The following is a 21,050-nucleotide window of genomic DNA, read 5'->3' as shown; positions in this document are numbered from 1 at the left end:
TTGCTCTGCGCCCGCTGAGGAGACCCCCACTTCGCGCCGGATCAGTCGCGCGGCTCGCCCGTGAGGGGGCGGATCACGCGGTGGCCGTCGAGGGAGCGGGCCGCCTCGAGGACGTGGGCCGGCGTGATCGCGAGGAGCGCCGGATCCGGGATCGCGGAGAACGTGTCGCCGAGGCGCTGCGACGCGTCGGTCAGCACGATGTGCGGGCCGGACGCGGGAGGGCCCCACTCCTCGGGCGGGGCCGGGCCGAAGATCACGACCGAGGGGATGCCGTAGGCGGTCGCGAGGTGGGCGGCGCCGGTGTCGGCGGAGATCACGAGGTCGGCGGCGGCGATGATCCCGGCGAACGCGTCGAGGGCGAGCTCGCCCGCGAGCACGGTCTCCGTGGGCATGCCGGCGAGGGCGGCGACCTCGAGGGCGCGCTCGCGCTCCTTGTCGCTTCCGGTGAAGACGACCCTGCGGCCCTCGTCGGCGAGCGCGCGGGCGACCTCGGCGAAGCGGTCGACGGGCCACTGGCGGGATCCGTAGGCGGCGCCCACATGGATCACCACGGCGTGCTCGGCGACGGGCGGCTCGACGGGGACGAGGATGCCGACGTCGTCCGGATCCGCGGGCATGCCGTGCCAGGAGACGAGCCGGGCCCAGCGGTACCGCTCGAGGACGTGGTCCTCCCAGGCGGGGCCGTCGGCGGCGGGCATGGCGCCCAATTCGGGGGCGGCGTGGCCGAGGGTGCGGTGCGCCCGCAGCTCGTGGAGGAGGGTGCGGCTCTCGATGCCGGCGCCGTGCAGGTTGATCGCGAGGTCGACCGTGCCGGGTTCGCGCGCGATGGGGTGGTCGAAGCCCTGCTGCGGGAGGTGCTCGTCGACCATTCCGAGGAGCTTAACGACGGGCGCGAGCCAGCCCGTGGTCGCGAGCGAGATGCGGGCGTCGGGGTGCGCGCGGCGGATGGCGCGGAGCGCGGGGACGGCCACGAGGATGTCGCCGAGCTTGATGGCGCGGAGGACGAGGATCTCTTCCGGGTGTGGCTCCCCCGTCGCGGCGTCCGCGGATCCGGGGGTGGCGAGGCGGACGTCGTCGGGGAGGGCGGCGGGGTCGCCGGGGGTCTGCATGGGTTCCAGCCTGGCAGAGGGGACCGGCGGTGATCGGTTCGTGCCGCCGTCCGGCCCCGGGCGCGCGTCAGGCATCACACAACGACGATTGCGACGCGGCGCTCGTTGTGACCGGCTAGCTCGTCAACGGCCCCGAGACTCCATAGTCGCAGCCACGGCATCACGCCCTGCCCCGCCCTGTTACCCCCCATTGGTGGACTACTGCCCACTGACCTAGCCGTATATGTTCAAGGCATCTTCGGCGATGTACGCCAGCAGATTACACGGAGTGGATCTATGGTTACATTCGGAAATCAAGCCGATCTTATTGCCCGCCTCCGAGCGGAGATGGAAGCAGAAGCTCCCCGCCCTTTGGCTTTCCTAACCGGCTCAGGGTTAAGTGTGCCGCAAGTGCCGGGTGTGAAAAAGACACTGGAACTGATACGCAACGGCTTTCCTGCGGACGAGCGAGAAGAACTCGATGCACTTCTCGCAGCGCACGACGAACCTGGAGAACAGTATCGACAAGCCTTCACCTTTGCTGGACTCAGAAGACGAGCGGATTTTAGCGAGCGCATACTCAAAGTTGCCACGTTAAGCGCGTTTTCAGAGCGCGACAGTGATATGACAACCATGCTGCGCAAAGCGGACGAGTACGAATCTCGAATTGACAGCTGGACGCTCCCCGCCGGACAGGCGTCCCTTGGTCGCATTCTTGCCGGCTTACCCCGTCGCCTAAGGGGACCCGTACTTACGACAAATTTTGATCCGTTGACGGAGATCGCCGTACGGAAAGCAGGCGGGACTGCAACATCGCATGTCCACACCGACGACAGTGCCTTCGTATCGAATCTGAAAGTTCAAATTGGCACAAACGTCGTTCACTTACACGGATTCTGGCGCGACTCGCAAGTTCTGAACACCTCAGATGAGTTGATGCAAAGTCGACCATCTCTCTCCGCATCTCTTCGACTGATACTGGACAACCACACCCTCGTAGTATTGGGATACGGTGGGTGGGATGATATCGTCACTCAGAGCCTACTAGATGCAATAAGTGAACATAGAACGTCGGAGCTTGACGTCCTCTGGTGCCTTTTCAGGAACGCAGAGGAACTAACTACAAGCCCCGATTTTACCAAGTCGGTGGGTAACTTTAGTGCAGCTCCCACAGCTATACGTTTTTACGCGGGAATCGACGCAAATGAGTTCCTTCCTCAATTAGAGGCGAGAATTGCTCCTCTTTTAGACTACTCCACCGACTCTCGCCCACCGGCCGTGGGGACGAGCCTTATCGGATGGACCACAATCACTGCGGATACGCTGGCAGAAGCGGCTGACAATGCATCATCAGCTTCAGCTCTTACGTTCTATGATGGACGCCTACCCAGTTGGCATGACACCGTAAATCCCCTTATTCCAACTCGACAATTGAGCGAAGACATCAGTAGCAGCATAGTCACCTCGAGCGGAACCCTTGCCTCCTCCTTCACAATAATTACTGGTCCGAGCGGAGAAGGTAAAACTACCGTTGCAATGCAAGTCGCAGCGCGCATAGCCATCTCAGGGAAATCCTCATTTCGCGTTTTCCATCTTCAAAACGATAATTTTGGCTCCGTCGAAGCAGTTTTAGCATTGTCGAAGAAGTCAAACTACCTTCTAGTTATCGACGAAGCGCACAAGCACGTCGTTCAGCTGGAGGACCTAGCACGGCGTGTACACGCAACTGGGTTGCCCGGCCTTCACATTTTAGCCGTGAGTGGCGATATTGAATGGGCTTCCTCAGGAGGGTCGGGCTTCACTTGGAATAAATTTGTTCGCACAGAGTCACACAATTTGCACGGCATCAGCTCGACTGAAGCCGAGGCACTCGTGATTTCTTGGGAAACAATCGGCGCGGACGCCCTCGGTGACCTTGCACGCATCCAAGGCACACATGCTCGCGTTCAGGCCCTTCTCGATTTCTCCCAAGATACTCGAATTAGCGGCCCCGGCACGTTACTGGGCGCCTTGCTCACAACCCGATACGACCGGCGCGGGCTGCGAGATCACGTGAGAAATCTTCTAGAGCGTCTTGAAACAAGAACAATTCCACGAACGCGACCCCACACCCTACTTGACGCGCTTGTCATTATCGCCATCCCGCACGCCTACGGTATATACGCCCTCAATGCGACAGTCCTAGCCGACGCTCTCGACATGAGCTTGGTCGAAGTTGAGGCACATGTCTTAATTCCTTTAGGCGAGGAAGCAGCTATTACTTATGCATCAGATCATGTTGTTATTCGCCATGAGTTGATTGCTGCCGTAATTATTGACCTTGTGCTGGAAATGAGATACGACCTGAGTGCGGCCGTTGCGCGCCTCGTCCGCACAGCGGCTACTCGATTGGCACGGGGAGCATATTCAATTCGGCTTCCGCAGTTAGTTTATATGTCTACGCGCATGCAAGATATCCCTAGGCTTGCGATCGTTGCAGCAGATACAGCCTTAGAGGTCCAACCCGATCGCCTCTCCTACCACACCTCCAAGAGCGCCGTGCTACGCGCCGGCGGAAACGCACCTGCGGCCGCTAAGCTGAATCGCGATGCCCTTCCACTGGCATACAGCACTCTCAATGAAAATCAAGTACGTGGCTATTTCGCTGAGTGGGGAGTGGTTGAAGGGCTATTGGGCAACTTTAAGGCAAATGCCGTGCTGGCCGGCATTTCTTTGCAAGACGGTAGTGCGCTTGGGGCCCTTGACCTCGGTAAGGCAGAAAGGGGTTTGTCTTGCATATTAATTGCACTGCGGCGAGCATCCGAACTTGACCAAGAGACACAACTGATCGACGCTCTTGCCGCGGCGACCGTATTTAGCCGCGAGTTGTCGGTTCAAGGACCTGCATTCAACGCGGCCCTTAGGGCCGCCGAGCGACGAGTTGACCAGCTCGGGCATCAATACCCGCAGCCCTCGGCACCCTCCAAGGTCTCGTCTATTCTGAAGGCTGGGTTGCATTACTGCCAGCACTCCCTCGAGCTACCCTTCCCAAAGGGAATGCCACAAACCGAGTTCAAGTTCGCTCGCTTGGCTCAACTTGCCATGGGTGATCCTTTTTACGAGACTTCTCGATATCCGCGTCGTCGTTAAAGTGTCATTCGCGGGACGAATGCGACACTTGATAAAAGTTGAAGCGCGGAACCTTTGCTGAGCTCGCGCCTCAGGCCGCCCGCACCCGCCGGATCAGCCGCGACACCACGAACCACACGACCAGCAGCGCGATGACGCCGACGGCCGCGTACGAGATCAGGCCGCTCCACTCCTCCAGCACCGGGCGGATCGCCGGGCCGAACGCGAAGCCGAGCCCCACCCAGATGGCGTTCCAGGCGCCGGATCCCGCGACCGTGTAGAGCGAGAAGCGCACGAGCGGCATGCGCTCGATGCCCGCCGGGATGGAGATGAACGAGCGCACGAGCGGCACGCAGCGGCCGAGGAGCACGGCCGTGCCGCCCCAGCGCGCGAAGAAGGCCTCGGCCTTGTCGAAGTCGGCGTGGTCGAGCAGCGGGATCCGGCCGACGAGGCGGCGGGTGCGGTCGCGGCCGAGCGCGGCGCCGATCGCGTACCAGATGAGCGCGCCCACGAGCGCTCCGATGGTGGCGGCGGCCCAGGCGCCCCACGCGCTCATGCGGCCCTCGTAGGCGAGGAAGCCGGCGACGGGGAGGATCGCCTCCGACGGGATCGGCGGCACGAACGTCTCGATGAGCACGGCGAGGCCCACGCCCACCTCCCCGAGCGTCTCGATGAGGGAGAGGACCCAGCCGACGAAGCCGTCGTACCCCTCGCTCGGATGGATCTCGCCGGGGGTCACTGCGGTGATGGCGCTCATGCGGCCTCTCGTTCTGTCGGGGGGTCGGGCGTCGGTGGATCGTCGGGTCGGGCGTCGGGCTCCCGCGTCGGGGACCCCGCGAAGCCTAGGGAACGCATTTCCACATCCGCTGAATCGGGCGGTGTGCCGCGGGTGGTCCGCGCGGGGGACGCGCCTGCACCGGCCGGGGCACGACGCGCGCGTCCCCGCACGAGAGGCTGGAACCGCGGCCCCGCGCCGCACCGCCTCCCGCCCGACGCCTCCCGAGGAGCTCGCCGTGATCCACCCCGCCCGACCTGCCACCCACCTCGCGCTCACCGCGACCGTCACCGCGACGCTCGCCGCCGCCCTCCTCGCCGGATGCGCCGCCACCCCCGCTGAAGCCCCGACCGCGGCCCCGCCCGCGACCACCGCACCCACCGCATCCGCCGCCCCCGCGGTCGACCAGGCCGCCGCCGACGCCGCCTTCACCGCCCTCGAGGAGCGCTTCGGCGCGCGCCTCGGCGTGCACGCGGTCGACACCGGCACGGGCGCCGAGGTCTCCTGGCGCGCGGACGAGCGGTTCGCGTACGCCTCCACCATCAAGGCCCCGCTCGCGGCCGCGCTGCTCGACCGCGTCGGCATCGTCGGCATGGAGCGCGCCGTGCCGATCGAGGCGGCCGACATCCTGTCCTACGCGCCCGTCACCGAGACGCGCGTCGGCGGCACGATGACCCTCCGCGAGCTGGCGGAGGCGGCCATGACGCGCAGCGACAACACGGCCGCGAACCTCCTGCTCGAGGCGCTCGGCGGCCCGGCCGAGCTGGATGCGGCGCTCACGGCCCTCGGCGACGACACCACCGTCGTCTCCCGCACCGAGCCGACGCTCAACGAGGCGATCCCCGGCGACGACCGCGACACGACCACCCCGCGCACGGCCGCCGCGCTGATGCGCGCCTACGCGCTCGGCGGTCCGGGTGCCCTCGCGGATCCGCTCGACGACGACGAGCGCGCCCTCTTCACCGGCTGGCTGACGGCGACGCAGACGGGCGCCACGCTCGTGCGCGCCGAGCTGCCGACGGACTGGACGGTCGGCGACAAGTCGGGCAGCGGCGCCTACGCGAGCCGCGGCGACGTCGCGGTGATCTGGCGGCCGGACGCCGCGCCCATCGTCATCGCGGTGCACTCGTCGAAGCAGCAGCAGGACGCGGTCGCCGACGACGCCCTGATCTCGGGCGCCGCGAAGGCCGCGGCGGAGGCGCTGGGCGCGCTCGGCTGATCCGCCGGATCAGCGCCCGCGGCGGCAACGCCAGCTCCCACGGCTCGCCGGATCAGCGCCCGCCGTCCCCCGCGAGCAGCGCGAGCGCCCGGGCGAGGTCGGCGACGGCGCGCTCGGCCGCCGCATCCGCGCCCGCGTCCCGCGCCGCGAGCCACGCGCCCACGATCCCCGTGACGCCCGCGACCGCCAGGGCGGCGCAGCGCTCCGCCCGGTCGCCGTCGATCCCCACCGCCGCGAACCGCCGCCGAGTCTCCTCGACGTACCGCCCGTGCTCCCAGCGCGGCAGGTCGGCGAGCGCCGGGATGCGCTGCACGGTCGCCGCGAGGTCGACGAGCACGCGCTGCCGGTCGGGCTCCCGCCGCACGCGGTCGAGCTCGGCGCGGAGCACGGCGGCGACGGCGTCCTCGAGCGGCAGGCCGACCGGATCCTCGGCGGACGCCAGCTGCGCCACGACCGCCTCGACCTCCTGCCGCAGCAGCGCGCCGAGCAGCTCCTCCTTCACGCCGAAGCAGTAGTGGAAGGCGCCGTGCGCGAGGCCGGCCTCCGCGGTGATCGCCCGCGTGCTCGCGCCGGCGACCCCGGTCACGGCCATCACGCGCACCGCGGCGTCGAGCAGCTCGGCCCGCCGGGCGTCCCGGGATCCGTACGCGCGGGTGCTCTCGGAGGCGGCCTTCATGGGAGAAAGCTACCAACCGGATTCAATTGGGCCAACTGGCCGAATCCGTCGCCTACCGTCGGAGCATGAGCACCACGGCACCCCGCGACCCCGCGTCCCCCGACATCCGCACCGCCCGCCCCGCCGACCTCGACGACGCCGCGCGCGTGCTCGCCGAGGCGTTCGCCGACGACCCGGTCCTCGCCGGCTTCGTGCCCGCGGGCGCGCGCCGCTCGGAGCGCCGGGCGCTCCTGTTCGCCGCCATGATGCGCAGCGGCCCGCTCGCGGCGGGCACGGTCGACGTGGCGGTCGACGCCCGCGGCCGGATCCTCGGCGCCGCCGTGTGGGAGCGACCCGGCGGCGTGCCGACCGGGCGGCTGCTCGCGCAGGCGCCCGCGTTCCTCCGCGCGCTCGGCGTCCGCGGCGCGCTGCGGGCCGTCGGCCACCTCCGCGCGCTCCGCCGCGCGCGCCCGGGCCTGCCGCACTGGTACCTCGCCGAGGTCGGCGTGGGGGCGGCGGCGCGGGGCCTCGGCGTCGGATCCGCGCTCCTCCGGCACGGCCTCGCCCGCGTGGACGCGGCGGGCGGCGCCGCCTACCTGGAGTCGTCGACCGAGCGGAACCGCGCGCTCTACCGGCGCAGCGCGTTCCTCGAGCTGGGGGCTCTGCCGGCGGTCGCGCACGCACGCCCGGCGGCGATGTGGCGCCCGGCGGGCATGCCGCGGCCGGCGGGCGCCTGAGCGCTCCGCCGGCCGGAGGGACGGATCCCGGAGGATCCGGTGGTGCGGGTGGAGCTAGTCGGCGTCGACCACCACGGCCGTGATGACCGGCTGGCGACGGTGCTGGCGCTGCAGCCAGCGGGACAGGCCCTCGCTCATCGCACGCTCGGCGGCGGGGCCGTCGAGGCGGCGGCGACCGGCGGCCGCCTGGAGGGCCTTGGTGACCGCGGCCTCCGCCTCCTTCTTCCAGCCGTCGTGCGCGACGAAGCCGCGCGTGAGGAACTCGGCCGGGTCGAGGAGCTTCTGGCTCGGCTCGTCGAAGATCCCGAGCACGGTGATGTGCCCCTCCTCGGCGAGCGTGCGGCGGTCCTCGAGGGCCTTCTCCGTGGCGACGCCGATGGTGGCGCCATCGACGAAGACGTAGGGCGCGGGGATCCGGCCGGAGACGGTGGCGCGGCCCTTGACGAGGTCGACGCTCACGCCGTCCTCGATGATGTGGACGTTGCTCTCGGGCACGCCCGTCTTCACCGCGAGCGCGGCGTTGGCGACGAGGTGGCGCCACTCGCCGTGCACGGGCAGGACGCCCTTCGGCTTCACGAGGTTGTAGCAGTAGACGAGCTCGCCGGCGCTGGCGTGGCCGGAGACGTGGACCTTGGCGTTGCCCTTGTGCACGACGTCGGCGCCCCAGCGGATGAGGCCGTTGATCACGCCGTAGATGGCGTTCTCGTTGCCGGGGATGAGCGAGCTGGCCAGGAGGATCGTGTCGCCCTCGCCCACCTCGATGATGTGCTCGCGGCGCGCCATGCGGCTGAGCGCGGCCATCGGCTCGCCCTGCGAGCCGGTGCAGACGAGCACGACCTTCGCGTCGGGCATCTTCTCGAGCTGCTTGAGGTCGACGATGAGCCCCTTCGGCACCTTGAGGTAGCCGAGGTCGGCGGCGATCTTCATGTTGCGCACCATCGAGCGGCCCACGAACGCGACCTTGCGGCCGTGCGTGTCGGCGGCGTCGAGCACCTGCTGGATGCGGTGCACGTGGCTCGCGAAGCTGGAGACGACGATGCGCTTGGGCGCCTTGCGGAACACCTGCTCGATGGCCGGCGCGATGTCCTGCTCGGCGGTCGTGAAGCCGGGGACCTCCGCGTTGGTGGAGTCGGTGAGGAACAGGTCGACGCCCTCCTCGCCGAGGCGCGCGAACGCACCCAGGTCGGTGAGGCGGCGGTCGAGCGGGAACTGGTCCATCTTGAAGTCGCCCGTGTGCAGGATCAGGCCGGCCTGCGTGCGGATCGCGACGGCGAGGCCGTCCGGGATGGAGTGGTTCACGGCGATGAACTCGAGGTTGAAGACGCCGGCGTCGATGCGGTCGCCCTCCTTCACCTCGCGCGTGACGGGCTTGATCTTGTGCTCCTCGAGCTTCGCGGTGATGAACGCGAGCGTGAGGCGGGAGCCGATGATCGGGATGTCCGGGCGCTCCTTGAGGAGGTACGGGACGCCGCCGATGTGGTCCTCGTGGCCGTGCGTGAGGACGATGCCCTTGATCTTGTCGAGACGGCCGCGGAGGGCGCTGAAGTCGGGGAGGATCACGTCGATGCCGGGCTGCGTCTCCTCGGGGAAGAGCACGCCGCAGTCGACGACGAGCAGCTCGCCGTCCTGCTCGAAGATCGTCATGTTGCGGCCGACGTCGCCGAGGCCGCCGAGCGGGGTGATCCGCATGCCGCCGCGGGGCAGGCGCCCGGGCTTGGCGAGGTCGAGGGAGTGCGCGGTGGTGGGAGGCATGGTGCCTTTCTGGTGGTGTCGTGCTGGTGTGTCGTGCAGGTGATGTCAGGGGGCGGACGCGCGATGCGCGCCACGCGGATGATGCTGGACTCAGCGGCGATGCCGGGCGTCCATCTGGTCGTGCGGGGTGGTGCCGCACCGGATCGCGGACGACGAGCGCATGCGCCGCACGCGGACCGGCGGTGGTGCCGGAGCGGGCGCGGTGGGACGGGATCGATCGAGGCCCAGGGCCCGTCTCGCGGTCGTGCGGGTCGGTGCGCGATGCGCCGCGACGAGCGCGTCCCCGGGCCGATCGTGCCGAGCCCGTCGACAGCACTGTACCGCGCCGCCCCGACCGGGTGCCCGTGCGGGGGCGGCGCGGCCGTCGCGTCGAGCCCGGTCCCGATCCGACGTGACACCAACTCTACCCTCACGTTAGGGTAGGGTTCCGGAGCCCCGCTCCGATCCCCTCCGATCCCCTCCGCTCCCGCTGACGCCCCGCGCGGCAGCCGCAGCACCGCGCGACGACGCGCCCCGATCCTCACCAGAGCGGGCGCGACGCCCGCGACAGAACGGAGCACCACCATGCCCACCCGCACCCCGACCCGCACCACCGCACCGGTCCGCCACCGACCGCCGTCCGGCCCGACCGTCCTCCAGGCGCTGAAGGACCCGCGCATGCTCAGCCGCGAGGTGCTCGCGGGCCTCGTCGTCGCGCTCGCGCTCATCCCCGAGGCCATCTCGTTCTCGATCATCGCGGGCGTGGATCCGCGCGTCGGCCTCTTCTCCTCGTTCGTGATGGCCGTCTCCATCGCGTTCCTCGGCGGGCGCCCCGCCATGATCACCGCCGCCACGGGCGCCATCGCGCTCGTCATCGCGCCGGTCGCCCGCGAGCACGGGCTCGACTACCTCATCGCCACCGTCATCCTCGGCGGCGTCTTCCAGGTGCTCTTCGCGGTGATCGGCGTCGCGAGGCTCATGCGCTTCATCCCGCGCTCGGTGATGGTCGGCTTCGTGAACGCGCTCGCCATCCTCATCTTCACGTCGCAGCTGCCGCAGCTCATCGGCGTGCCGTGGGCGGTGTACCCGCTGGTCGCGGTGGGGCTCGCGATCATCGTGTTCCTGCCGCGGCTGACGAAGGCCGTCCCGGCGCCGCTGGTCGCGATCGTGCTGCTGACCGCCGCCGTGGTCGTGATGGGCATCGGCGTGCCGCGCGTCGGCGACGAGGGCGAGCTCCCCCGCAGCCTGCCGTCGCTGTTCCTGCCCGACGTGCCGCTCACGTTCGAGACCCTCCGGATCATCGCGCCGTACGCGGCCGCGATGGCCGTGGTCGGGATCCTCGAATCGCTGATGACCGCGAAGCTCGTCGACGACATCACCGACTCCCCCAGCCACAAGACCCGCGAGGCCTGGGGCCAGGGCGCCGCGAACGTGCTCTCCGGGTTCTTCGGCGGGATGGGCGGCTGCGCGATGATCGGCCAGACCCTCATCAACGTGAAGGCCTCGGGTGCCCGCACCCGCATCTCGACCTTCCTCGCCGGGATCTTCGTGCTCGTGCTCGTGGTCGGGCTCGGCGACGTCGTCGCGATCATCCCGATGGCGGCGCTCGTGGCCGTGATGGTGATCGTGTCCGTCGGCACCTTCGACTGGCACAGCATCCGACCGTCGACGCTGAAGCGCATGCCGCTCGGCGAGACCGCGGTCATGGTGCTCACCGTCGTGATCGTCGTGGCCACCCACAACCTCGCCATCGGCGTGGTCGCGGGCGTGGTCGTCGCGATGATCGTGTTCGCCCGCCGGGTGGCGCACTTCGCCACGGTCGACCGGCGCATCAGCGTCGACTCCACCGGACACGAGACCGTGCACTACGAGGTCGTCGGGGAGCTGTTCTTCGCCTCGAGCAACGACCTCACCACCCAGTTCGACTACGCGGGCGACCCGGAGCGCGTGCTCATCGACATGAGCGGATCCCACGTCTGGGACGCCTCCACCGTCGCGGCGCTCGACGCGATCACCACGAAGTACCACCAGCACGGCAAGGAGGCGGAGATCGTCGGGATGAACGCGGCGTCCACCGCCATGCACGCGCGGCTTGCCGGGAACCTCGGCGCCGGGCACTGACCGGCGCGGACCGGTCGCCGAGCGATCGCGGCCGATCGCGGCGGCGGACCCTACCCTCACGTTACGATAGGGACGCGGCCCGACCGATCGTCGGCACCGCCCCCGCCTGCCGCACCGGGACGCCACCGCGTCCGCCTCCGGGCCGCCGGCGCCCTCCCGCCCCCTGCACCCGCCACCGCCCCGGAGTCGTCATGCCCGCAGCCCCCGCCCCCGCCTTCCGCACGCCCGCGGTGCGCCACGGCAGCCCGACCGTCCTCGAGGCGCTGAGGAACCCGCGCCTCCTCAGCCGCGAGGTGCTCGCCGGCCTCGTCGTCGCGCTCGCGCTCATCCCCGAGGCCATCTCGTTCTCGATCATCGCGGGAGTGGATCCGCGCGTCGGCCTGTTCTCGTCGTTCGTGATGGCCGTCGCCATCGCGTTCCTCGGCGGCCGGCCCGCGATGATCACCGCGGCCACCGGCGCCGTCGCGCTCGTCGTCGCGCCGCTCGTGCGCGACCACGGCCTCGACTACCTCATCGCCACGGTCATCCTCGGCGGCCTGTTCCAGATCGTGCTCGGCCTCCTCGGCGTCGCGAAGCTCATGCGCTTCGTGCCGCGCAGCGTGATGGTCGGGTTCGTCAACGCGCTGGCGATCCTCATCTTCTCCGCGCAGATCCCGAACCTCGTCGGCGTCCCGTGGCTCGTGTACCCGCTGGTCGCGGTGGGCATCGTGATCATGGTCGTGATGCCGCGGTTCACCAAGGCCGTGCCCGCGCCGCTGGTCGCGATAGTGGTGATCACCGTCGCCGTCGTCGCCACCGCGCTGGCCGTCCCGACCGTGGGCGACGAGGGCGCGCTCCCCGACAGCCTGCCGACGCTCTTCATCCCGGACGTGCCGCCGACGATGGAGACGCTGCGGATCATCGCGCCGTACGCGCTGGCCATGGCGCTCGTGGGCATCCTCGAGTCGCTGATGACCGCCAAGCTCGTCGACGACATCACCGACACCCCGTCGCGCAAGACCCGCGAGACGCTCGGCCAGGGCGGCGCGAACATCCTCTCGGGGCTCTTCGGCGGCATGGGCGGCTGCGCGATGATCGGCCAGACGATGATCAACGTGAAGGCGTCCGGCGCCCGCACCCGCATCTCGACGTTCCTCGCGGGCGTGTTCCTGCTGATCCTCGTGGTGGGCCTCGGCGACGTCGTCGCGATCATCCCGATGGCCGCGCTCGTGGCCGTGATGATCATGGTCTCGGTCGGCACGTTCGACTGGCACAGCATCCGCCCGTCGACGCTGCGCCGCATGCCCGTGGGCGAGACGCTCGTGATGGTGCTCACCGTCGTGATCGTCGTGATCACCGACAACCTCGCCATCGGCGTCATCATCGGCGTGATCGCCGCGATGATCGTCTTCGCCCGCCGGGTCGCGCACTTCGCGACCGTGGAGCGCTCGGAGCGCACCGCCGAGGATGGCACGCCCGTCGCGCACTACGCCGTCATCGGCGAGCTGTTCTTCGCCTCCAGCAACGACCTCACGACGCAGTTCGACTACGCCGCCGACCCCGCTCGCGTGGTCATCGACATGTCCGGCTCGCACGTGTGGGACGCCTCCACGGTCGCCGCGCTCGACGCGATCACCACGAAGTACGAGCGCCACGGCAAGCGCGCGGAGATCACCGGCATGAACGACTCCTCCGCCGCGATGCACGGCCGCCTCGCCGGGAACCTCGGCGCCGGGCACTGACGGGCACGCCCCGACGGGTGGTGCCCCATCGACCTGCGACCGCCCTCAGAGGGAGCTCCGCCGCCTGCGACTTCCGCGTGCCGCTTGCCTGTGTATCAGACCGGCGGGAGCACCGCGCTCTGAGTTGGCTTGTCGTCATTCAGCACATAGGGCGGATGCGCCCCGGGCGACGAGCCCTGGTGCGCACTTCCGCATGATCCTCGTGAGGAGCGGGAACATGAAGATGCATCAGAAGATCCTGGCGGCGGCGATGGTCACGGCCGCGATGATCGGCCCTGTGTCCGGGGCCCAGGCAGCGACGCGTGCCAGTACGGGCACGCCGCCAGGCCTCGGAGACGAGAAGCTGAGCGCGACCACCATCGCGCTGTGCAACGCCGGATTCGGTGATGTCAGTGTCCAGTCGTGGGATGTGACGGCAGGGCATCTCGACATGTTCTGTGGGGACAAGGACGATGACGACACGTGGGTGAGCGGCTACAACCACATCCGCGATCGTCACCAAGGGGACTGGCAAGCCATCGTGGACAGCGCCGGAGGAGGCGGGAACTGGGACGATCTCATGATGTTCATGACCGATCAATCCATTCGTGCTGACGATCCGGAACCGGAAGGCGACAGCAAGCTGTGCTACTCGACGTCCATCGAGATCCACGATGAGGATGGTGCGCTTCTGAGCGTCTACAACCCGACGGTCATCGTGTCTGCGAACACTCGGAAGGTCATCACCTCGTATCCGACCATCGTCCCGGATTGCGCAGGCGTCCGTGACTGAGAAGAGCACAGATGCACGTCGACGCCCCCTCCGACTCTCCGTCGACTACGGGCAGAAATGGCCACTGAATGATGGCATCGGCGTCGGGCCGCCTGTGGCGTGGGACGAGGTGGTCACGCCGGAGCTGAAGCAGCGGTTGGTCGACTGGGCGACGTTCTTCCGACAGCATGCCGACGAGGAAACGGGTTTGTTCGGGTCCGAGGAGCGGCGTCGTTGGTTCCAACGCGAGGGTTTCCGCCTCCTGAAGGAGCTGCAGGCGCAGGCCGGAGATCGCTTCGACTTCACCATCGACCTCTGGTTCTGACGCGTGGCGCGCAGGGACGGATGCGGTCCATGCATCGCATCCGTCCCTGCAGGGGACAGGCAGAGCCGCGAGAGCCGCTTGACACCGTGCCGCCACCGATCCCCCACGGGGCAGCCACTCGCCCGCCGGTTACGCTGGATCCGTGCCCCAGCTCCTCGCCCCCGCGACCCGACGCGCCCGCGTCGGCCGCCAGGCGTACCCGAAGCGGCTGCTGCTGACCAAGCGCACCTCGGGCACGAACGGGTGGATGAGCCTCTGGGGCAGCAACGCGCACGGCGAGATCGCCGGCTGCCCGCCGCCAGCCGAGTAGGCCGCTCCCGTCGATCACGGCGCCGGAGCGGAGACGCCCTGCTCGCGCTCGTCGACGGAAGACGCACATGACCTCCTCTGCACCCCTGCCCACCCCTCCGCACGCGCCCGCCGCGCCCGGCCGCGGTGCCCGGCTCGCCCGGTTCCTCAGCCGCGACACGACCGGCGGGATCCTCCTGCTCATCGCGACCGTGCTCGCCCTCGTCGTGGCGAACAGCCCGGCCGCCGACCTCTACGAGCGCGTCCGCGGATTCGAGTTCGGCCCCGAGGCGCTGCACCTCCACCTCAGCGTCGGCACGTGGGCCGCCGACGGGCTGCTCGCGATCTTCTTCTTCGTCGTCGGCCTCGAGCTCAAGCAGGAGTTCGTGGCGGGGTCCTTGCGGGATCCGCGCGTCGCGACCCTGCCGATCGCGGCGGCGGTGGGCGGCGTGATCGTGCCCGCGGCGATCTTCACGCTGATCAACCTCAGCGCCGGATCCGAGGCCCTGCAGGGCTGGGCGATCCCCGCCGCGACCGACATCGCGTTCGCGGTCGCCGTGGTCGCCGTGGTCGGGAAGCGGCTGCCGCCCGCGCTCCGGACGTTCCTGCTCACTCTCGCGGTGGTCGACGACCTGCTGGCGATCACGATCATCGCCGTCTTCTACACGGCGGGCATCGCGTTCGTGCCGCTGCTGCTGGCGCTCGTTCCGCTCGCCGCGTTCGGGATCCTCGTGCGCCGCGGCGTGCGCGCCTGGTACGTGCTCATCCCGCTGGGCGTCGCCGCGTGGGCGCTCGTGCACGCGTCGGGGATCCACGCGACCATCGCCGGCGTCGTCCTCGGGATCCTGGTGCCCGCCGTCGCGACCGCCCGCGCCGGCGTCACGCACCGGGACGCCGACGGGCACGAGGAGCGGCACGCCCTCACGCACCACTTCGCCGAGCGCTGGTCGCCGGTCTCCTCCGGCGTCGCGGTGCCGGTCTTCGCGTTCCTCTCCGCCGGGGTCGCGGTCGGCGGGCTCGACGGGCTGCGGGAGTCGCTGTCCGACAGCGTCGCCATCGGGATCGTCGTGGCGCTCGTCGTGGGCAAGGCCGCGGGGATCACGGGCGCCTCGCTGCTCGTGACGCGGCTGCCCGGGATCCGCCTCGACCCGACGCTCCGCTGGCCGGACGTCGTCGGCCTCTCGTTCGTCGCGGGCATCGGCTTCACGGTCTCGCTCCTCGTGGGCGAGCTCGCCTACGGCACGGGCAGCGCGCAGGACGACGTGGTGAAGGTCGGCGTGCTCGTGGGGTCGCTGATCTCGGCGGTCGTGGGTGGCACGATCCTCAGCGTGCGCGGGCGGCGGCTGCCGGCGGAGGCGCGGGGCGACGGGGCCGGAGCCGCCGAGGCCTGAGGGCGACCGCGCAGCGCTCCTCGGCCGGGCTCAGACGGTGCGGAGCAGCCCGGCGAGCGCGTCGAGCGCGCCCGGCACGAGGCGGTAGTAGGCCCAGCTGCCGCGCTTGTCGCGGCTGAGGATCCCGGCGTCGACGAGCACCTTGAGGTGGTGCGAGACCGTCGACTGCCCGAGGCCGAGCGGCTCGGTGAGGTCGCACACGCAGGCCTCCTGGCCGTCGTGCGCGGCCACCATCGAGATGAGGCGGAGCCGGGCGGGGTCCGCGATCGCGCGCAGCGAGCGGGCGAGCTTGTCCGCACCGTCGGCGCTCATGACCTCCCGCGTGAGCGGCGCGCAGCACGCGGTCACGTCCGTGAGGGGGAGCATGTCGAGGACGGCCATGCGCCCGATCCTCGCACACATTGACAGCTGTCGATGGGCTGCGTCATGCTCAGGTCATCGACGCACGTCGATGACCCGCCGACCGGAAGTCGCGACACCCCTCGATGCCTCCTGCTGCTCCCGCTCCCGTCCGCCTCGGCACCACCGACCGGCTGCTGCCGGTGTGGATCCTCGCCGCGATGGGCGCCGGCCTCCTGCTGGCTGTCTTCGCACCGGTGGTCGGCGAGGCGCTGCACGCGTCCAGCATCGGATCGGTGAGCGTGCCGATCGCGGTCGGGCTGCTGGTGATGATGTACCCGGTGCTCGCGAAGGTCCGCTACTCGGACGCCCGCGCCGTCGCGGGCGACCGGCGCTTGCTGATCTCCTCGCTCGCCATGAACTGGATCGTCGGCCCCGCGCTGATGTTCGCGCTCGCCTGGTTGCTGCTCCCGGACCTGCCCGAATACCGCACCGGGCTCATCATCGTGGGCCTCGCGCGCTGCATCGCGATGGTGCTGATCTGGAACGACCTCGCGTGCGGCGACCGGGAGGCGGCGGCGTTCCTCGTCGCGGTCAACAGCGTCTTCCAGGTGCTCGCATTCGGCGCGCTCGGCTGGTTCTACCTCCAGCTCCTGCCGTCCTGGCTGGGGCTTCCGACCACGAGCGCGGGGTTCTCGTTCTGGGCCATCACCGCATCCGTGCTCGTGTTCCTCGGGATCCCGCTGCTCGCCGGGTACCTGTCCCGCCGCATCGGCGAGAAGGCCCGCGGCCGTGCGTGGTACGAGGACCGGTTCCTGCCGAAGGTCGGGCCGTTCGCGCTCTACGGGCTGCTGTTCACGATCGTGATGCTCTTCGCGCTCCAGGGGCAGCAGGTCATCGACCGTCCGCTCGACGTGGTCCGCATCGCGATCCCGCTGGTCATCTACTTCGCCGTCACGTTCCTCGCCGGGTTCCTGCTCGGGAAGGCCGTGGGGCTCGGCTACGAGCGCACCACCACGCTCGCCTTCACCGCCGCGGGCAACAACTTCGAGCTCGCCATCGCGGTCGCGATCGGCACGTTCGGCGCGACCTCCGGGCAGGCCCTCGCGGGCATCGTCGGCCCGCTGATCGAGGTGCCGGCGCTGCTCGCGCTCGTCTACGCCGCCCTGTGGCTCCGACCCCGGCTGGTCCCCGGCCGCCACGCGGACCCGGCCGCCGCGGCCGATCCCGCCGCCTCTGCGCTCGACCCGGTCGCCGACCGGGCTTGACCCTCACCACGCCTGCCAAGGAGCCCTCAGTGACCGACACCGCCGCCGCCCCCACCGTCCTGTTCGTCTGCATCCACAACGCCGGCCGCTCGCAGATGGCCGCCGGGTACATGCGCGAGCTCTCCGGCGGCGCCGTCCAGGTCCGCTCCGGCGGGTCCGAGCCCGGCGACCAGATCAACCCCGTCGCGATCCAGGCCATGGCTGAGGAGGGCATCGACATCTCCCAGGCCGTGCCCCAGCTCATGACCACCGAGCAGGTGAAGGACTCCGATGTCGTCATCACGATGGGCTGCGGCGACGTGTGCCCGATCTTCCCCGGCAAGCGGTACGAGGACTGGGACCTCACCGACCCCAAGGGGAAGGGGCTCGACGAGGTCCGGCCCATCCGCGACGACATCAAGGGCCGCGTGCAGCAGCTCCTCGCCGAGCTCCTGCCCGCCACCCGCTGATCCACCCACCACCTCCGAGGAGCCCCGCATGTCGATGACGCTGACCGTCCCGCCCCGCACCGACGAGCGGCGCCTCGCCGGCCTGCCCGTCGCGATCATCGGCGCCGGCCCCGTCGGGCTCGCCGCGGCCGCGCAGCTGCTCGAGCGCGGCATCGAGGTGACCGTCTACGAAGCGGGCGACACCGCGGGTGCCGCCGTCCGGCGGTGGGGCCACACGCGCCTGTTCTCCCCGTGGGAGTTCCTCGTCGACGCCGCCGCCGCGCGGCTCCTCGACGCCGCCGGATGGGACGCGCCCGCGGCGAAGCGCCTGCCGACCGGGCACGACCTCGTCGACGCCTACCTCGCCCCGCTGGCCGCGACGCCGGAGCTCGCCCCGCGGATCCGCTACGGCGCGCGGGTGCGGGCGGTGACCCGGCAGGGCATGGACCGCACCCGCTCCGCCCGACGCGCGTCGGTGCCGTTCGTGCTGCGCCTCGACACCGCGGCAGGGGTCGAGGACGTCCTCGCCCGGGCCGTCATCGACACCTCCGGCACCTACGCCTCCCCCAACCCCCTCGCATCCGACGGGCTCGCGCTCGCGGTCCCGGCCGACGTTGCGGAGCGGATCGGCCACGCCCTGCCCGACGTCCGCGGCGCGGACCGGGCCCGGTTCGCGGGACGGCACGTGGTCGTCGTCGGCGCGGGCCACTCGGCCGCCAGCACCCTCGTCGCGCTCGCCGCCCTCGCCCGGGAGGAGCCCGGCACCAGCATCACCTGGGCCATCCGCTCCACGACGCCCGTCCGCGTCTACGGGTCCGCCGGGGACGAGCTGCCCGAGCGCGGTGCCCTCGGCGGCGTGGTGCACGACCTCGTCCGCCAGGGCGCGATCGCCCTCGCCGACCGGTTCGAGATCGACCGGGTGGCGGCCACCGAGGACGGCGGGATCGCGCTCATCGGGCGGCGCCGGGACGAGCTGCACCGGATCGAGGCCGACGTCGTCGTCAACGCCACCGGGTTCCGCCCGGACCTCGACATGCTGCGGGAGATCCGGCTCTCGCTGGACGAGATCGTCGAGGCGCCGCGCCTGCTGGCCCCGCTGATCGACCCGAACCTGCACTCCTGCGGCAGCGTCCCCGCCCACGGTGTCGCGGAGCTCGCGCACCCCGAGCCCGGGTTCTTCATCGCCGGGATGAAGAGCTACGGCCGCGCGCCCACGTTCCTGCTCGCCACCGGCTACGAGCAGGTCCGCTCCATCGCCGACGAGCTCGCCGGCCGCCACGACGCCGCCCGCCGCGTGCAGCTCGCCCTCCCGGCGACCGGGGTGTGCTCGACCGACATCGGCAGCGGATCCGACGGGGGCGGCTGCTGCGCGTGATCCGCAGCCGCGCCCGCCCGGTGACGGTTCCCCGCCAGCCGCGGACGCCGCCGCCGCGCTGGGGGACGATGGATCCATGACCCCGAGCGCCGACGGCACCCTCACGGACGGGCGGGCGCTGATCGGCCCGGTCGAGGCACCCGAGCTGCACGTGATGACGTACAACATCCGCCGTCTGTTCCGCCGCTACCGGCCGGGCAGCCCCGACCGCTGGGCCGACCGCGAGCCGCTCCTCGCCGAGGTCCTCCAGCGGGAGCAGCCCGCGCTCCTCGGCACGCAGGAGGCGATGCCGACGCAGGGTCGGGCGCTGTCGCACGCGCTCGGCCGGCACTACCGGCGGATCGGACACGGCCGCAACGCCGACGGCCACGGCGAGGGCTGCCCCACCTTCTACGACACGCGCCGCCTCGAGCTCACGAGCTGGCGGCAGGTCGCGCTGTCGGACACGCCCGCGGTCGCCGGATCCCGCAGCTGGGGCAACATGGTGCCGCGGATCGCCGTGGTCGCCGACTTCCTCGACCGCGCGACGGGCCTCCCGCTGCGTCACGTGAACACGCACTTCGACCACCTGTCGTGGCGGTCGCGCGAGGAGTCCGCGCGGATGATGCTCGAGATCGTCGCCGAGGTGCAGGTGCCCACGATCGTCTCCGGCGACACCAACGCGGGCATCGACACGGAGCCGCACCGGCTGCTGATCGAGTCGGGCGCGCTGGTGGACGCGTGGGACGGCGCGCTCGAGCGGCTCACGCCCGAGTGGGGCACCTGGTCCAACTACAAGGCGCCGAAGCGCACGACCCGACGGATCGACTGGATGCTCGTGACGCCCGACGTCGAGGTCGCGCGGGTCGGCATCAACACGACGCGCATCGGCGGGCGGGCGCCGAGCGATCACGAGGCGCTGCAGGCGGCGGTGCGGTGCTGACGGACCCCACCTCGCCGACCCCGCCGGGCGCACCGGCCCCGCCCGAGGACGTCGCGGCCTTCGCCGGGCTGGCCGGGCTCACCTTCCTGCAGCCGCCCCGCGGGATCACGGCGGTCCTCGCCGACGCCGTGCGCGTGATCGGGCTGCTCACGTTCCTCTTCTCCGTGTTCGCGTGGACGGGCGTCACCTCCGCGATGTTCGCGCTCGCGCTGCTCGGGCTCGTGGCGCCGCGGGGTCTCGGGGCGCGGCCCGGGCTGGATCTCGCCATCGGGATCACGACGCTCGTCTCCGCCGCGAGCAACCGGCTCGACCTCTACGAGCGGCTGCCGTGGTGGGACATCCCCGCGCACCTCGTCACGACGGCCGCCCTCGCCGCGCTCGTGATCCTGCTCGCCGACCGCGCCGGCGTCGTGGTCGACCGGCGGCCGCTGCCCCTCGGCCTCCTCAGCCTCACCGTGGGCCTCGCGCTCTCGGCGCTGTGGGAGCTCGGCGAGTGGGCAGGGCAGACGTGGCTCGACCCGGAGATCCTCACGGGCTACACGGACACGATCGGCGACATGGCGGTCGGCGGGCTGGGCGCGCTGCTCGTCGCGCCGCTCATGCCGATGCTGCTGGCGCGGTCGCGGTGGATCGCGGGGGCGCCCGCGCGCTGATCCGCGGCGCACGCAGCCGGGCCGTGCCGACGCGCGGCGCCGCGCCCGGCGACCGCGTCCGCTCCGCGCCCCCATCCCCGCGCCCCCGTCCGTGGGCGCTGCTGCTCCTCGCGCGGGGGCGCTGCTCCTCGCCGCGCTGGCGGGTCCTGTCCGTC

19 protein-coding genes are annotated in these 21,050 nt (G+C 70.5%); 14 read left to right on the top strand and 5 right to left on the bottom strand.

All coding sequences use genetic code 11. The features are described 5' to 3' along the window. Positions 1-41: 41 nt before the first annotated feature. Entirely contained in the window at positions 42-1,109 is a 1,068-nt protein-coding gene (locus PED38_RS11575; RefSeq protein ID WP_270981378.1) for a glycosyltransferase family 9 protein, read from the bottom strand. Between the two features lie 276 nt (positions 1,110-1,385). Here PED38_RS11575 and PED38_RS11570 point away from each other — a divergent pair, with 276 nt between their 5' ends. Beyond that, the gene (locus PED38_RS11570) at positions 1,386-4,217 is read left to right on the top strand and encodes a P-loop NTPase (RefSeq protein ID WP_270981377.1); all 2,832 of its coding nucleotides are present in this window, start codon (positions 1,386-1,388) and stop codon (positions 4,215-4,217) included. A gap of 70 nt (positions 4,218-4,287) precedes the next feature. Here the strand turns inward: PED38_RS11570 and PED38_RS11565 are convergent, their stop codons facing one another. Beyond that, a complete protein-coding gene (locus PED38_RS11565; protein WP_270981375.1) occupies positions 4,288-4,953 on the bottom strand; it encodes a DedA family protein in 666 nt (221 codons plus the stop codon). A 256-nt stretch (positions 4,954-5,209) separates the two neighbouring features. Between PED38_RS11565 and bla the strand changes: the two genes are divergently transcribed. Further along, complete coding sequence (bla, locus tag PED38_RS11560) at positions 5,210-6,190, top strand: class A beta-lactamase (RefSeq protein ID WP_270981373.1); 981 nt, start codon at positions 5,210-5,212, stop codon at positions 6,188-6,190. A 52-nt stretch (positions 6,191-6,242) separates the two neighbouring features. Here the strand turns inward: bla and PED38_RS11555 are convergent, their stop codons facing one another. Next, on the bottom strand, positions 6,243-6,866 hold the full coding sequence (locus tag PED38_RS11555) for a TetR/AcrR family transcriptional regulator (protein WP_270981371.1): 624 nt from the start codon (positions 6,864-6,866) through the stop codon (positions 6,243-6,245). Between the two features lie 65 nt (positions 6,867-6,931). Between PED38_RS11555 and PED38_RS11550 the strand changes: the two genes are divergently transcribed. After that, entirely contained in the window at positions 6,932-7,582 is a 651-nt protein-coding gene (locus tag PED38_RS11550; RefSeq protein WP_270981369.1) for a GNAT family N-acetyltransferase, read from the top strand. Positions 7,583-7,636: 54 nt separating this feature from the next. Here PED38_RS11550 and PED38_RS11545 read toward each other — a convergent pair whose 3' ends face one another. Further along, the gene (locus PED38_RS11545; protein WP_270981368.1) at positions 7,637-9,334 is read right to left on the bottom strand and encodes a ribonuclease J; all 1,698 of its coding nucleotides are present in this window, start codon (positions 9,332-9,334) and stop codon (positions 7,637-7,639) included. 564 nt (positions 9,335-9,898) lie between these two features. On the opposite strand from PED38_RS11545, the gene PED38_RS11540 reads away from it, so the two are divergent. The 6 genes from PED38_RS11540 to nhaA all read left to right on the top strand — a co-directional run bounded on the left by PED38_RS11540 (position 9,899) and on the right by nhaA (position 15,910). Next, complete coding sequence (locus tag PED38_RS11540; protein WP_270981366.1) at positions 9,899-11,434, top strand: SulP family inorganic anion transporter; 1,536 nt, start codon at positions 9,899-9,901, stop codon at positions 11,432-11,434. Positions 11,435-11,625: 191 nt separating this feature from the next. Continuing rightward, the gene (locus PED38_RS11535; protein ID WP_270981364.1) at positions 11,626-13,155 is read left to right on the top strand and encodes a SulP family inorganic anion transporter; all 1,530 of its coding nucleotides are present in this window, start codon (positions 11,626-11,628) and stop codon (positions 13,153-13,155) included. 217 nt (positions 13,156-13,372) lie between these two features. Beyond that, a complete protein-coding gene (locus PED38_RS11530) occupies positions 13,373-13,927 on the top strand; it encodes a hypothetical protein (RefSeq protein ID WP_131798121.1) in 555 nt (184 codons plus the stop codon). Then, the gene (locus PED38_RS11525) at positions 13,920-14,231 is read left to right on the top strand and encodes a hypothetical protein (RefSeq protein WP_131798120.1); all 312 of its coding nucleotides are present in this window, start codon (positions 13,920-13,922) and stop codon (positions 14,229-14,231) included. The genes PED38_RS11530 and PED38_RS11525 overlap by 8 nt, the downstream gene beginning before the upstream one ends. 142 nt (positions 14,232-14,373) lie before the next feature. After that, positions 14,374-14,541: a hypothetical protein gene (locus PED38_RS11520; protein WP_270981363.1), complete on the top strand. Its 168-nt coding sequence runs from the start codon at positions 14,374-14,376 to the stop codon at positions 14,539-14,541. A 67-nt stretch (positions 14,542-14,608) separates the two neighbouring features. Then, the gene (gene nhaA, locus PED38_RS11515; RefSeq protein WP_270981362.1) at positions 14,609-15,910 is read left to right on the top strand and encodes a Na+/H+ antiporter NhaA; all 1,302 of its coding nucleotides are present in this window, start codon (positions 14,609-14,611) and stop codon (positions 15,908-15,910) included. 30 nt (positions 15,911-15,940) lie between these two features. Here nhaA and PED38_RS11510 read toward each other — a convergent pair whose 3' ends face one another. Next, positions 15,941-16,291 carry an ArsR/SmtB family transcription factor gene (locus PED38_RS11510; RefSeq protein ID WP_063071612.1) on the bottom strand — a complete coding sequence of 117 codons (351 nt, stop codon included), beginning with the start codon at positions 16,289-16,291 and terminating at the stop codon, positions 15,941-15,943. Between the two features lie 104 nt (positions 16,292-16,395). Here PED38_RS11510 and arsB point away from each other — a divergent pair, with 104 nt between their 5' ends. The 5 genes from arsB to PED38_RS11485 all read left to right on the top strand — a co-directional run bounded on the left by arsB (position 16,396) and on the right by PED38_RS11485 (position 20,895). Further along, the gene (gene arsB, locus PED38_RS11505) at positions 16,396-17,517 is read left to right on the top strand and encodes an ACR3 family arsenite efflux transporter (RefSeq protein ID WP_270981361.1); all 1,122 of its coding nucleotides are present in this window, start codon (positions 16,396-16,398) and stop codon (positions 17,515-17,517) included. A gap of 29 nt (positions 17,518-17,546) precedes the next feature. Further along, entirely contained in the window at positions 17,547-17,966 is a 420-nt protein-coding gene (locus tag PED38_RS11500; RefSeq protein WP_270981359.1) for an arsenate reductase ArsC, read from the top strand. Positions 17,967-17,994: 28 nt separating this feature from the next. Then, positions 17,995-19,320, top strand: coding sequence for an FAD-dependent oxidoreductase (locus PED38_RS11495; RefSeq protein WP_270981357.1), 1,326 nt, complete (start codon positions 17,995-17,997; stop codon positions 19,318-19,320). Between the two features lie 76 nt (positions 19,321-19,396). After that, complete coding sequence (locus PED38_RS11490) at positions 19,397-20,242, top strand: endonuclease/exonuclease/phosphatase family protein (RefSeq protein WP_270981355.1); 846 nt, start codon at positions 19,397-19,399, stop codon at positions 20,240-20,242. Beyond that, positions 20,236-20,895 (top strand): hypothetical protein, encoded by a 660-nt coding sequence (locus PED38_RS11485; protein WP_270981354.1) that lies wholly within the window; start codon positions 20,236-20,238, stop codon positions 20,893-20,895. Before PED38_RS11490 ends, PED38_RS11485 begins: the two co-directional genes overlap by 7 nt. The last annotated feature ends 155 nt before the right edge of the window (positions 20,896-21,050 follow it).

It is taken from the genome of Clavibacter sp. CT19 (assembly GCF_027858075.1).
Taxonomy (GTDB): Bacteria; Actinomycetota; Actinomycetes; order Actinomycetales; family Microbacteriaceae; genus Clavibacter; species Clavibacter tessellarius_A.
The sequence above is the reverse complement of the archived record's forward strand: the minus strand, read 5'-3'. Positions and strand labels throughout refer to the sequence as shown.

Bases quoted from the DNA above. Each gene is read 5' to 3' on its own strand.
- PED38_RS11555 (WP_270981371.1), bottom strand. From the start codon at position 6,866: ATGAAGGCCGCCTCCGAGAGCACCCGCGCGTACGGATCCCGGGACGCC.
- PED38_RS11530 (WP_131798121.1), top strand. From the start codon at position 13,373: ATGAAGATGCATCAGAAGATCCTGGCGGCGGCGATGGTCACGGCCGCG.
- PED38_RS11575 (WP_270981378.1), bottom strand. From the start codon at position 1,109: ATGCAGACCCCCGGCGACCCCGCCGCCCTCCCCGACGACGTCCGCCTC.
- PED38_RS11495 (WP_270981357.1), top strand. From the start codon at position 17,995: ATGTCGATGACGCTGACCGTCCCGCCCCGCACCGACGAGCGGCGCCTC.
- PED38_RS11540 (WP_270981366.1), top strand. From the start codon at position 9,899: ATGCCCACCCGCACCCCGACCCGCACCACCGCACCGGTCCGCCACCGA.
- PED38_RS11565 (WP_270981375.1), bottom strand. From the start codon at position 4,953: ATGAGCGCCATCACCGCAGTGACCCCCGGCGAGATCCATCCGAGCGAG.
- PED38_RS11550 (WP_270981369.1), top strand. From the start codon at position 6,932: ATGAGCACCACGGCACCCCGCGACCCCGCGTCCCCCGACATCCGCACC.
- PED38_RS11510 (WP_063071612.1), bottom strand. From the start codon at position 16,291: ATGGCCGTCCTCGACATGCTCCCCCTCACGGACGTGACCGCGTGCTGC.
- nhaA (WP_270981362.1), top strand. From the start codon at position 14,609: ATGACCTCCTCTGCACCCCTGCCCACCCCTCCGCACGCGCCCGCCGCG.
- PED38_RS11490 (WP_270981355.1), top strand. From the start codon at position 19,397: ATGACCCCGAGCGCCGACGGCACCCTCACGGACGGGCGGGCGCTGATC.
- arsB (WP_270981361.1), top strand. From the start codon at position 16,396: ATGCCTCCTGCTGCTCCCGCTCCCGTCCGCCTCGGCACCACCGACCGG.
- PED38_RS11535 (WP_270981364.1), top strand. From the start codon at position 11,626: ATGCCCGCAGCCCCCGCCCCCGCCTTCCGCACGCCCGCGGTGCGCCAC.
- PED38_RS11545 (WP_270981368.1), bottom strand. From the start codon at position 9,334: ATGCCTCCCACCACCGCGCACTCCCTCGACCTCGCCAAGCCCGGGCGC.
- PED38_RS11570 (WP_270981377.1), top strand. From the start codon at position 1,386: ATGGTTACATTCGGAAATCAAGCCGATCTTATTGCCCGCCTCCGAGCG.